At 43.7% G+C, this 12,726-nt stretch carries 12 protein-coding genes; 7 read left to right on the forward strand and 5 right to left on the reverse strand.

Annotated features, from left to right (window positions below; genetic code table 11):
* Positions 1-69 precede the first annotated feature (69 nt).
* The gene (locus tag QZU58_RS04640; protein WP_294495395.1) at positions 70-399 is read right to left on the reverse strand and encodes a hypothetical protein; all 330 of its coding nucleotides are present in this window, start codon (positions 397-399) and stop codon (positions 70-72) included.
* Between the two features lie 689 nt (positions 400-1,088).
* Between QZU58_RS04640 and QZU58_RS04645 the strand changes: the two genes are divergently transcribed.
* Positions 1,089-1,310, forward strand: a complete 222-nt coding sequence (locus QZU58_RS04645) for a hypothetical protein (RefSeq protein ID WP_294462904.1) — start codon at positions 1,089-1,091, stop codon at positions 1,308-1,310.
* Positions 1,311-1,460: 150 nt separating this feature from the next.
* Here the strand turns inward: QZU58_RS04645 and mpl are convergent, their stop codons facing one another.
* On the reverse strand, positions 1,461-2,816 hold the full coding sequence (gene mpl / locus QZU58_RS04650; RefSeq protein ID WP_294462908.1) for a UDP-N-acetylmuramate:L-alanyl-gamma-D-glutamyl-meso-diaminopimelate ligase: 1,356 nt from the start codon (positions 2,814-2,816) through the stop codon (positions 1,461-1,463).
* 452 nt (positions 2,817-3,268) lie between these two features.
* Between mpl and QZU58_RS04655 the strand changes: the two genes are divergently transcribed.
* Entirely contained in the window at positions 3,269-3,661 is a 393-nt protein-coding gene (locus tag QZU58_RS04655) for a hypothetical protein (RefSeq protein WP_294462910.1), read from the forward strand.
* Positions 3,662-3,888: 227 nt separating this feature from the next.
* Entirely contained in the window at positions 3,889-4,422 is a 534-nt protein-coding gene (gene ppa / locus QZU58_RS04660; protein ID WP_294495396.1) for an inorganic diphosphatase, read from the forward strand.
* 191 nt (positions 4,423-4,613) lie between these two features.
* Here the strand turns inward: ppa and QZU58_RS04665 are convergent, their stop codons facing one another.
* Both QZU58_RS04665 and nqrM read right to left on the reverse strand, forming a co-directional pair.
* Positions 4,614-5,681 (reverse strand): FAD:protein FMN transferase, encoded by a 1,068-nt coding sequence (locus QZU58_RS04665; RefSeq protein ID WP_294460987.1) that lies wholly within the window; start codon positions 5,679-5,681, stop codon positions 4,614-4,616.
* Between the two features lie 111 nt (positions 5,682-5,792).
* Positions 5,793-6,002, reverse strand: a complete 210-nt coding sequence (nqrM, locus tag QZU58_RS04670) for a (Na+)-NQR maturation NqrM (RefSeq protein WP_294460989.1) — start codon at positions 6,000-6,002, stop codon at positions 5,793-5,795.
* 386 nt (positions 6,003-6,388) lie between these two features.
* Here nqrM and QZU58_RS04675 point away from each other — a divergent pair, with 386 nt between their 5' ends.
* Positions 6,389-8,110: a proline--tRNA ligase gene (locus tag QZU58_RS04675; RefSeq protein ID WP_294495397.1), complete on the forward strand. Its 1,722-nt coding sequence runs from the start codon at positions 6,389-6,391 to the stop codon at positions 8,108-8,110.
* A 115-nt stretch (positions 8,111-8,225) separates the two neighbouring features.
* Here the strand turns inward: QZU58_RS04675 and bioA are convergent, their stop codons facing one another.
* Complete coding sequence (gene bioA / locus QZU58_RS04680) at positions 8,226-9,581, reverse strand: adenosylmethionine--8-amino-7-oxononanoate transaminase (RefSeq protein WP_294495399.1); 1,356 nt, start codon at positions 9,579-9,581, stop codon at positions 8,226-8,228.
* A 105-nt stretch (positions 9,582-9,686) separates the two neighbouring features.
* On the opposite strand from bioA, the gene bioB reads away from it, so the two are divergent.
* From bioB to QZU58_RS04695, 3 genes are read left to right on the forward strand one after another with little or no spacing between them, the layout of a single operon-like run.
* Positions 9,687-10,730 (forward strand): biotin synthase BioB, encoded by a 1,044-nt coding sequence (bioB, locus tag QZU58_RS04685; RefSeq protein ID WP_294495401.1) that lies wholly within the window; start codon positions 9,687-9,689, stop codon positions 10,728-10,730.
* Positions 10,731-10,752: 22 nt separating this feature from the next.
* On the forward strand, positions 10,753-11,928 hold the full coding sequence (locus QZU58_RS04690) for an 8-amino-7-oxononanoate synthase (protein WP_294495402.1): 1,176 nt from the start codon (positions 10,753-10,755) through the stop codon (positions 11,926-11,928).
* Positions 11,928-12,716 (forward strand): methyltransferase domain-containing protein, encoded by a 789-nt coding sequence (locus QZU58_RS04695; protein ID WP_294495403.1) that lies wholly within the window; start codon positions 11,928-11,930, stop codon positions 12,714-12,716. The genes QZU58_RS04690 and QZU58_RS04695 overlap by 1 nt, the downstream gene beginning before the upstream one ends.
* Positions 12,717-12,726 lie beyond the last annotated feature (10 nt).

Consider the following 12,726-nt stretch of genomic DNA (forward strand, 5'->3'; position numbering starts at 1 on the left):
AAAAATCAATACATGTTTTTAAAAAACACCCAAACCGCCTAGGATATGGGTTATGTTGTTATTTTCACTTTAAAACAAGTGGGAATCTCGAGTAATATACACACTTTCCGAATACACCGGAAATAACGGATCCTGAATGTTTTCACCTATACTTCCGGTGTATGACGAAAACAAATCAGCCTTTTCGGCCGCACTTCCGTACGAACTAAGCTCTTCATCATCGGATGAATCTCCGGGAACGGAGGTATCGGAATCATCTGTCCCGTTGTCTGAACCTGAAACCTGAGCGGTACTTCCGGCGGAATCAGAACTGCCGTTACAGGCAGACAGAGAGACGGACAGAGAGGCGGAAATCAAAACGGCAAGAAGAGTCTTCTGAATATTTTTAAGACCACACATAAAATTTATAATCCTCAGTCTGGGTTATCTGGTTACTGTGATTACAAATTTATCCTGAACTTTGACTTTTATTATGAATACTGCGTTTTAATTATTGTAGCTTATACGGCTTATTGAATTCTAACACTGACTCTGAACATCATATAAACCGGATGTTCGGATCGGCATACGCATGTAGAAGTAATTGTAATTAAAAAAAAGGGAATTTTCGCGTTTAATTTACTTAAACACAGATATTTGCGAGTAAGCTCAAATAATGAGCCTTAGTTTCCGGCTTAAAAACAGACAGGCATTGGTTTTCCGTTCAGGTTATGACATTCACGCCCAAACTTGAACAGATTTTCTCATGCGGAATGACATTGGGTCCTGATTTAAGAGATCTTCATAACCGTATGTCTCCGGGAATCAGCCTGCCGGGGCTCTCAGGTTCTATCTGACAAGACTGTATACGTGACTGTCTCCGTTTACCGTAATGGTTCCGGTGGAGGTGCCGCCGCTAACCTGAGGCATTTCGGTATAAAGACCATTAAATTCGGTACCGTCGCTCACGTTTACCTTCAATTCACAACGAAAATTGTAAAAAGTTTACTATTTTTTTACATTTTGTAACATGTCTTGCATCCACTCCCTAAAAGTTGTAGATTACATTCAGAATACAGATTTTTTAATAAAGTTTTGGGAGAACTATCATGAAAAAATTTCTGTTTGTAGCTGCAGTGCTGTTAAATATGTGCTGGTTCAATCAGGCAATGGCAAGATGCAGTCCAAGTGCAGACTGTCGTACCTGCAATACCCCCGCAGAAACAAATGCCTGTGAAAAAGCCAAGGCTGAAATCGAATATCTTAACGCCAAGAAAAAGGCTCTGGAAAACTGTCACTGCAACTGTCACGAACACAGTCACACCAGATAAGTACGGTACAGGCTCATTACATAAGACGGAGCCGTACATAACAACACAAAAGGGGCGGCACACTGCAAGTGCTCGCACCTTTTATTTGTTATGACAAAGTTCGTCACCGGATAAAATCGGATGTTACAGGTAACGAACCGTTGAATGTCACTAACCTGACAGACCGTCAAGCAGTTTTTTCTGAATGCCGTTGAAACCGCCGTTGCTCATTACAAGAATCACATTACCTGGTTTAGCGGTTCTGATAATATCACCCACCATGGTCTCAAAATCATGACATACTCTGAATTTATCTCCGTCAGCAAGCTCGTCAGTATTCCACTTCAGCCCGTCCGGAGCATACATGAAAATCTCATCTGCAATAGCAAGCGATTCAGTAAGCTGCTCATGGTTCACACCCATCTTCATGGTATTTGAACGCGGCTCAAATACGGCTATTATGTGCCTATCCTTTCCAACCTTTTTTCTTAATCCGTCAAGAGTGGTTCTTATTGCCGTAGGATGATGAGCAAAATCATCATAGACCTCAATGTTGTTGACGGTCCCCTTGAGCTCCATGCGACGCTTTGGCATCTTAAAGTCACACAGTGCCTCCACAGCCGTTTTGCGTGAAACCCCCACGTAAGCGGAAGCCTCAATGGCCATTAATGCATTAAGAACATTATGCAGGCCTATGGATTCCCAGTTTACGGTTCCCACGATGCAGCCGTCGGCATCAACCACATCAAACGAACTGCCGTCATCCTTTAACAGTCTGTATGTTAAACCTGCACCTTCTCCTCCGGTGTATACCAGATTTGACCAGCACCCCATCTTAAGAACGTCATCAATTGCCTTATCCCCGTAAGGCGCAACGACCTCGCCTTTTCCAGGAATGATTCTGACCAGATGATGGAACTGTTTCTTTATGGCATCAATATTTTCAAAAATATCAGCATGATCATATTCCAGATTATTTAGAATCTGTACAAATGGTCTGTAATGAACAAACTTAGAGCGTTTATCAAAGAAAGCACAGTCATATTCATCTGATTCAATCACAAAATAAGGAGATTCGGTGATTCTTGCGGATATCCCGAAATTACCGGTAACACCGCCTATAAGAAATCCCGGATTAAGCCCGGCATGTTCAAGAATCCAGGCAACCATGCTTGAGGTGGAAGTTTTTCCGTGAGTTCCTGCCACACCTATTACCTTTTTGGAATTGAGCACGTAATTTTCCAGCCACTGAGGCCCGGAAATATAAGGGAGTCCCTCATTAAGCATGTATTCAACACAAGGAATGCCTCGCTTCATTGCATTCCCCACAATGATCAAGTCAGGAGCCGGTTGCAGCTGTTCGGCTCCGTATCCTTCCATTATTTCAATTCCCTGCTCCATCAGCATGGTACTCATCGGAGGATATACATTCGCATCCGAACCGGTAACCTTATACCCCAACTGTTTGGCAATAACGGCAATTCCTCCCATAAAGGTTCCGCATATACCTAAAATATGAACATGCATTCTGATCCTCCTCCCGTAGGTTCCCGGCATATGATATTACGATGCCGTTCATCATCAGCTTTACGCTGTTCCGTAAACAATAGAATTTAACAGGCATAATATAGCACAACAGAATTCAAAGCCTAACTTTTTAAGTCCGAACCGTGCTCAAAATCTCCAGTAACCTGTCGGTTAGGCAGTATGAACAATAACAACCTTAACAAGGAAACAAATATTTTCTAGAGCGACATCATACAAATAAACATAACAAATAGACTTTTACACATCAGATAATCATAATCCCCAATGCAGGATGGTCAGTATCTTCAGTTCTGATACTTCACTGAATCGGAATATTCGGTTTTTCAGAATTTTTTATTCTAAAAACCACGTTACCATCACCTGCTTTCACCGTCGGAGATGGTGAGGATGATACTGACAGTTATTGTGATATTTTATAATTAGGATTTAAAATGAAAAAATTAATTGCTGCTTGCGCATTATTACTTTCTTCTGTTGCTTTTGCAGGTATTCCTGCCGGCTATGAAGAAGTTGAAACCAATGCCGAAAATCAGAGAGTTTTTGTAAACAATGCCACTGGTGCAAGTTTCAGCATTATGGCTCAGACCAACCCTGAAACCGTATCTGCTAAGGCTGTAGCTGAAGAAGCAGCTTCTCAGCTCGGTTGTAAGGGCGGCGTTGAAGGCGATGATAACTTTGCAGAAGCTTCAGAATGCACCATTGAAGGTCAGTCTTTAAACTATGCCGTAATCATCAGCGGTAACGACATGGTTGTATTCTACGCTAACGACAAGGTTACCGAAGAAGACGTTAACGCTTTCGCAAACTGGATTATGAATGAATAATTGTTTTCCGACCAATAGTCGAAAATTTTTATGACATCATAAAATGATGGCCGGTATACTGTTACCGGCCATTGTTTTTTTCATTCCGGATAACGCCACACCACCATGGATTCAAAAGTCCTGATTCAGAACCTTTCCCTTATTCACAATCACAAAGATAGTGAAAAAGCTTGCAATATCTAATATAATATTGCCAATTTTTAATAATCTATCTAAGGAACTTAATCATGATTTTAGACAACATTCCAGCAGGCAAGGAATTACCTGAAGATCTTTATGCAATTATTGAAATTCCTCAGAACGCAGACCCAATCAAGTACGAAGTAGACAAGGCTTCCGGTGCTGTTTTCGTAGATCGTTTCATGGCAACTCCTATGTTCTACCCATGCAACTACGGTTTCATCAACCACTCTCTTTCTCTTGACGGCGATCCTATCGACGTTTTAATTCCAACCCCATATCCGTTACTCCCTGGTTCAGTAATCCGTTGCCGTCCAGTAGCTATGCTCAAGATGACCGATGAATCAGGTGAAGACACCAAGATCATTGCAGTTCCACACAGCAAGCTCACCAAGCTCTACGAAAACATCAAGGATGTTGACGATCTTCCTGAATTACTCAAGGGTCAGATCAAGCACTTCTTCGAACACTACAAGGAACTCGAAGCTGGTAAGTGGGTTCGCGTAGACGGTTGGGACAACAAGGCTGCCGCAATCAAGGAAATCGAAGCTTCAATCAAGCGCTACGAAGAACAGAAGTAATTTATTACATATCGTACCAACGGTACGACTGTTACTTACGGAAAGGGAGAAAGTATCACGCTTTCTCCCTTTTTTACAGAATATTCGGACATTGTCATCAGCAGTCTCGTTGAAATGGCAATGTATGAAAAAAAAGAAGCGGAAACATCTTCCCGCCTCTTCTCTGAATTCAAACCTTATGCAATGATCGATTATTCACATTCCAGATATCTGTGCATCGCACGGCTGTAATGTGTTTCAAATCCGTCGTCATTAGCGTTTCTGGTTACAACATATATGGCAATATTGCGTTCATTTGCATACTTAAGAGCTGCTTCTCCCCCCTTCACCATAAGACCGGTGTCAATGGCATCCGTCCACAGTGCGGAAGGACCTACAACGGTAACCGAAACCGTTTTATGGTCAACAGGTCTTCCGGTGGTAGGATCGATTATGTGAGAAAAAGTCTTTCCGTCCTTGCCGGCAATAAAGTTTCTGTAACTGCCGGCCGTGGAAATCGCCTGTCCCTTCGTGCATACTGGAACGATTACATTCCTGCCGACCGCATGCTCATTGCTTGGATCTTCAATGGCGATAACCCAGTCCTTGCCACGGTTGTTAACACCTTTGGTTCGAATGGCCCCCGCAACGGACACCATGTAATTCTGTACTCCCTTGCGATCAAGAAGCTCCGCAAGCTTATCAGCACCGTACCCTTCACCAACGGTAGCCAGATCGATATAGATGTCAGGGTTATCTTTCTTGAGATATGCAGAATCCTTTCCGATGGTTACATGAATCTTATCGAGACCGGTATTGGCTTTGGCTGCATTAATTTCTTCCAGTGTAGGAGGATTACCGTCGCGGTTAACCTTCTTAGGTCCGAACCCCCACAGATTAACCAGAGGTCCGACGGTGATGTCGGTTGCACCGTTCAGATCATTACCTACTCTGAGACTTTCAATGATAACATCAGCCATGTCCTGCGTTATCGGGAAAGGCTCTGTTGATTTTGAACGATTGAACTTTGACAGAACGCTGTCTTTGTCAAAGGCAGATATGTCTTTATTAATTTTATGAAGAACTTCTTCAGCATCCCTGTCCAGACCTTTTTGACCACCGGGATAATCCCCGACAACCGTAATACTGAAAAAGGTTCCCATTGTTTTGCCGTCAGCGTGAATCTCATCCTTGGGAGCACTGGCAAAATCACAGCCCGTAACTGCAGCTGACAGTACGGCAGTGAATAAAACATTTTTTATAAAATTATTGTTTTTCATACATCCTCTAATAATAATTTTTTAAAATTATTCATTAGTGCCATAAATGCGCATCCTACACATTCTCATTCATTGGTCTTCTAGCGTACCAAATACGACAGAACGATCTAATCAGTTCTGCCCCTTTTCACCTCTTAATTCGGCAATCTTGTTTTTAATTCTTCTCTTAAAACAAGGTTTTTCACAGCTGCATACCTTATCAACACCCACGTTGGCAAGTCCGCCGCATGAACCATTAATTACCTTCTTCTGAAAAATATAACCAATTCCGGCAAGAAGAAAGAACAAAGCAAAAATAATCAATGTATACAAAAAAATCATTATTTTTCACCTGAAATTTTTACCGCACTCATACATTTTTGTTCTGTCTTTGATTCTGCTGTTAAAAAAATAAAAGCAACAATCAGTATGAGTTTATCACGCATAAATTTCTTGAATTTTATCACAGATTATCAAAATTTGCTATATATCACACTTTGACCTAATCAACATTTTATATATCAATGAACTGACCTCTGCCTTCACGATGATATTTTTTTCAGTAACTGTCTTTTTTTTGATAAAATAACGGCGATTTTACAGACTCCATCCGAACGGCGGAACGTAATGAAAAAAACGTTCACCAGATGCGGTATCTGCCGGATTTTTCAGACGTGACGGAGCCGATCCAAAGGTTATTTTTAATTTAGTCCAGGACATTAAAAAAAATGCGCACAAGCAAATTTTTATTATCTACTCTTAAGGAAACTCCTGCTGAAGCATCAATCGCCAGCCATCAGCTGATGCTCAGAGCAGGTTTAATCAGACAGTTAGCCTCAGGTTTGTACATTTGGTTACCGACCGGCCAGAGAGTTCTGCAGAAGGTTCAAAACATCATCAGAGAGGAAATGGATAAGTCCGGGGCACTTGAAATCAACATGCCTGTAGTTCAGCCGGCCGAACTGTGGCAGGAATCGGGACGATGGGAGCATTATGGTCCTGAACTCTGTCGTTTTACCGACCGTAAGGATAACAGCTTCGTTCTTGGACCAACCCACGAAGAAGTCGTAACCTGGCTGTCCCGCTATGAAATCAAGAGCTACAAGCAGTTACCTATCAATCTGTACCAGATTCAGACTAAGTTTAGAGATGAGGTAAGACCTAGATTCGGTGTAATGAGAGGCCGTGAATTCGTAATGAAAGACTCCTACTCATTCCATCTCAATAAGGAAAGTCTGAGAGAAACCTATGAACTCATGTACAACACCTACTGCCGTATTTTTGACAGACTCGGTCTGACCTATCGTCCTGTTGAAGCTGATACCGGCTCCATCGGCGGCAGTCACTCTCACGAATTCCAGGTTCTGGCTGATGCGGGTGAAGACATTATTGCCTTTTCAACCGAATCTGACTATGCGGCAAACATTGAAATGGCTGAAGCCGTAGCACCATCAGAACCAAGAAAGGCTCCGGAAAAGGAAATGGAACGCATCAGCACTCCTGATGCAAAGACTATTGAAGAAGTTGCCAAGTTCTTAAACGTAAATGAAAAGAATTTATGCAAGTCTCTTGTAGTTCACGGATTTAATCAGCAGACCGGAGAAAAAGAGCTTGTTCTGCTTGTTCTTCGCGGCGATCACGAACTGAACGAAGTAAAGGCCGAAAAGATTCCTGGCATTGCCAAGCCTCTTACCATGGCTACCGATGAGGAAATCAGAAAGACATTCGGTGCCGCACCGGGCTCCCTCGGTCCGGTAGGCTTTAACGGCCGCATCATTGTGGACAGAACGGCTAACGCATGCAGTGATTTCTACTGCGGTGCCAACGAAGACGGTTTCCACCTTGGAGGAGTAAACTGGGATCGCGACGTTCAGAACTACGAAGTTCAGGATCTGCGCTGTGTTGTTGAAGGCGACCCAAGCCCTGACGGAAAGGGAACCCTGGTATTAAAGCACGGTATCGAAGTCGGTCAGGTATTCGAACTGGGCACAAAATACTCTCAGGCCATGAACTGTACCGTTCTTAATGAAGCAGGACAGAACATTCCTATGGAAATGGGCTGTTACGGCATAGGTGTTACCCGTGTTATTGCAGCCGCCATTGAGCAGAACCATGACGACAAGGGCATAGTATGGCCTGCTGCCATGGCTCCGTTCCAGATTGCCATTATTCCAATCAACTACAACAAGAGCGAAACCGTAAAGCAGGAAGCCGACAGACTCTATCAGGAACTCATCGCAAAGGGATATGAAGTCATTCTTGATGACAGAGGAGAACGTCCTGGCGTAATGTTTGCGGACATGAAGCTTATCGGTGTTCCTCACTCAATCATTCTCGGAGAAAAATCACTTGCCGACGGCATGGCTGAATACGAAAGCAGAACCAGCGATGAAAAGGTTAAGTTACCTCTCGCTGAAATAGTTGCGAACATAGAATCTCAGCTTCAGTAGTAAATATGTCATTCTGCCTGAAGAATGACGATAGCTGACCGAAAAACAATCCCGGATTTCCTGTAATGTTTTGAAATCCGGGATTTTCTGTTTTAGCTGAAGATCTTCCGCAGAATCAGACAGAAAAACAGCTTTGAGAAGTCTGAACTCCGTCATTAAGCAGAAATACAAGTTCCCTTACTGCACTTATACATGCCCGGAGCTGTTCATCTGTAATAATAAAAGGCGGATAAATATATATAATGTTGCCGAAAGGACGCAGCCATATTCCTTTATCCACAAAAAAACGCTGCATGGATACCGTATCAACGTTTTTCCTAAGCTCCACCACACCACAGGCTCCCAAAGCTCTTACCTCCTTAACCGTTTCGGTACATGATACGAGATCCCTTAGTCCGTCATACAGAACCTTTTCAATATGGCTCGTTTGGGAACACACATCTTCAGAAAGCAGTAAATCCAGACTTCCGTTAGCGGCAGCACAGGCCAGAGGATTAGCCATGAATGTCGGACCATGCATCAGAACCCTCGATGGAGATAAACTTATACCTTCAGAAATTCTGTCAGTCACGGCAACGGCGCTTAATGTCATCATGCCGCCGGTAAGCCCCTTACCCAACGTCATGATATCAGGTGTAATGCCTGCATGCTCACAGGCAAACATTCTTCCTGTTCTGCCAAATCCCGTGGCAATTTCATCGCAGATCATAACTACGTCATATCTGCTGCATATTTCCCTTGCTCTGACAAGATACTGAGGATGGTAGAAATACATTCCTCCCGCCCCCTGCATAACAGGTTCCAGAATGAAGGCCGCAATCTCGTGATGGTGCTCTTTAAGGAAATTCTCCAAAGGCAGCATGGCTGAATCTTTCCACTCTCCGTGAAAAGGGATGGACGGTCTTTCAATAAAATACTGTCTGGGAATATAACACTGATATTCCGAACTGAAGCCGCTGCCGGGATCCGTCACCGACATGGCGGCCATGGTATCACCGTGATATCCACCCTTAACCGTAAGAAATCTGGTTCTTCCCGGATTGCGTGCTGACTGATACTGGATGGCCATTTTTAGTGCCACTTCCACAGCTACCGATCCGCTATCTGCGAGAAATATGTTATTCAGTCCCTTCGGAAGCATCCCAGAAAGCCTTTTGCAGAGTACTGTAGCCGGGTCATGTCTTATTCCTGCAAACATTACGTGTGAGAGTGTATGAAGCTGTTTCTGAACAGCTTCAATAAGATGTGGATGACTGTAACCGTGACAGCAGGCCCACCAGCTGGACATACCGTCAATCAGCTCACGTCCATCGTCAAGTCTCAACAGACATTTATCTGCGCTTACCACGTGATATGTAGGTATTGGAGAACTAAGTGATGTATATGGGTGCCACACATGCTTTTCGTCAAATTCACTCAATTTACTGTCATTTTCGGTTTTTTTATCGTTTACTTTATCTATATTGTTCATTTATTGCTCATTTGTTCAGTGTTTATATTGAATTTTGGTTTACAGTATACTATCTTGTAAGAAAATTTAAATGATTACATCACATTGATCTGGACTTGAAATAATATGACCGAATTAAGATATGACTGGACTGTTGAAGAAATATTAAAGCTCTTTGAAACCCCGTTTCTGGAACTGGTCTTCCGTGCCCAACAGATTCACCGAGAAAACTTTAAAGCCAACGAAGTGCAGATAAGCTCTCTTCTGTCAATAAAGACTGGAAGCTGTCCTGAAGACTGTAAATATTGTCCTCAGAGTGCCCACAATAAGACGGATGTGGAGAAGGAAAAGCTTCTGGAAATGGACATAATCAAAGCCAAAGCAGCCGAAGCACTTCAAAGCGGAGCTACCAGATTCTGCATGGGGGCAGCCTGGAGAAACCCCAAAGACAGTGACATGCCGTACCTTAAGGAAATCATTAAAACGGTAAAAGGCATGGGACTGGAAACCTGCATGACACTCGGTATGCTGACCCCGCAACAGGCCGAGGAACTTAAGGAAGCGGGACTCGACTACTATAATCACAATATCGACACCAGTCCTGAATTCTATGACCAGATCATAACAACCAGAACATTCAATGATCGCCTGAAAACACTGGAGCACATACGCAGAGCAGGAATAAAAATCTGCTGTGGCGGTATTGTGGGAATGGGGGAAAGCCTTCGGGATCGAGCCAGTTTTCTGAAATCACTGGCGAACCTTAATCCGCATCCCGAATCAGTTCCTATCAATCTTCTTGTAAAGGTTAAGGGAACACCTCTGGAAAACTCTGAGGATCTGGATCCGATTGATTTCATCAGGATGATTGCCGTAGCCAGAATCATTATGCCGACTTCTCACGTAAGAATGTCGGCAGGAAGAAGCAGCTTAAGTGCGGAAGCTCAGGCTCTGTGTTTTATGGCAGGAGCCAACTCTATTTTCTATGGAGGAAAACTGCTGACAACTCCGAATGCCGAAATGGATTCAGACGGGAAACTCATGCATAAACTCGGCATTAAAACCACCCTTAACACCTCCGGCAGTACACCGCACGACGACCGCATTGCCATTTTCAAAGCCATGCATCACGGTCATTCTGACCATAAATGCTTCAAACTTGAAGAATAATGCCGTACCGGAGAACAGATAAATGTCAGACAGTTTAAGCATTTCGACCAGTGTTCGGGAGAAGCTTCAGAAAATCAGGGATGCCGGCGCCTTCAGAGAACTCCTAACAGTAGATGAAAGAACCGGATCCAGAATAAAAATGGGCGGCAGATGGTACGTCAATTTTGCTGGCAACGACTACCTTGGACTTGCAGCAGCTCCCGAAACGGCCCGGGCCCTTAACGAAGGAATCCGTCTGTACGGAGCGGGAACCGGTGCAAGTGCGGTTGTTACGGGACATACCCGTGCCCACTCCGAACTTGAGGAATTACTGTGTGACATTACGGGAAAAGAAGCCGTAATTCTTTTCAATACTGGTTTTGCGGCAAATCAGACACTCATAAAGGCAGGCATAAACCTTAAAGCAAATCTGTTACTGGACAGACTGGTACACGCATCAATGCAGGATGCGGTATTTTCAGCACCGGAATTTCAGAGATTCAGACATAATGACATGGTTCACGCCGAAAAAATTCTTGAAAAGCACCCCGGCTCCCTCATATTCACGGAAGGAGTTTTCAGCATGGACGGAGATCTCTCAGACCTGAAAAAACTGACGGAACTGAAAAAACGGTATAATTCATACCTTATTCTGGATGACGCACACGGATTCGGTGTTCTTGGCGAACACGGGTGCGGAACCGCCGAGCACCTCGGAATTTCTGGAACGGAGATTGACGTATTCATGGGGACACTCAGCAAGGCCTGCGGCTTAAGCGGAGCCTTCATAGCAGCAGACAGGGATTTTATCGACTATCTCATCAATACAGGAAGGGAATACATATATTCCACGGCGGCTCCCGCCTTTATTGCCCATGCATTAATCAAAACTATTAAATACATTACAGGAAATGAAGGCAGGGAATTACGTCACCATCTGCATGCGATGACGGAACTGTTCAGAAAAAGATTCAGTGAACTTGACATAAACGCCTCACTTTTAAATTCAGAAACATCAATACAGCCGGTAATCATTGGTGCAAATGAAGAACTCATGTCCGTCAACGGAAAGATCACGGACAAAGGTTTCTTATGCGGCGCAATCCGTCCGCCAACAGTGCCGCAGGGAACAGCCAGACTGCGCATCACCGTCACGGCCGCACACAACGACACTGATATAATAAATCTTACCGACACTCTGAAGGATATAATCGGCTGATGAAAGAGCTTATAAGAAAACACTTTGATCATGGTGCTCAAAAATACGTGGGACATGCCTTAATTCAGAAAATAATCGCTCTTGAACTGCTTCAGAAGGCTGTGACTCATAAGACCAGAGGATTCTCCCTGAAGGTTCCGGAAATATTATTTAACAGATGTCTTGATCTCGGATGCGGCCCAGGAATCAATTATCCGGAGCTGAAACAGTATGCCGGGAGCATTACCGGAATAGATCTTTCACCTTTAATGATAGCTGAGGCGAAAAACTTAAAGATTTCCGGCACGGAATCTCTGGTGGCCGACATGGAAAACCTAAATCTGCCTCATAAATATGATTTCATATACTCATCTCTGGCCATGCAGTGGTGCTCAGTTGAACGGGTACTTGAACGTATTAATATGTTGAAGACGGCAGACGGCACCTGTACCATTGCCATATCTCTGCCGACGGAAGGAACCTTGCCGGAACTTAGGGAGGCTTTTGCTGCTGTCGGTATATCAGACAGAACAGTGAAGTTTGCATCTGCAGAAAAAACCGCCGAAACGGCACACAGGGCTTTCGGAAAAAACATTTACACGGAAAGGCTGATATTTACGGACAGACATTACGACATAAAATCATACCTAGGAGCCATCAGGGATATCGGAGCGAATACTACCTCACAACCTAATACACTGAGCAAATCACAATATAAGGAATTGATGATATACTTGCAGAAACATTTAACAGCTCAGGGATATCTGAGCCATACCTATCCCGTCATATTCATATACGGGACCATATAAGGAATGTATT

The organism is uncultured Ruminobacter sp., from assembly GCA_902764345.1.
In the GTDB taxonomy this organism is placed as follows: Bacteria; Pseudomonadota; Gammaproteobacteria; order Enterobacterales; family Succinivibrionaceae; genus Ruminobacter.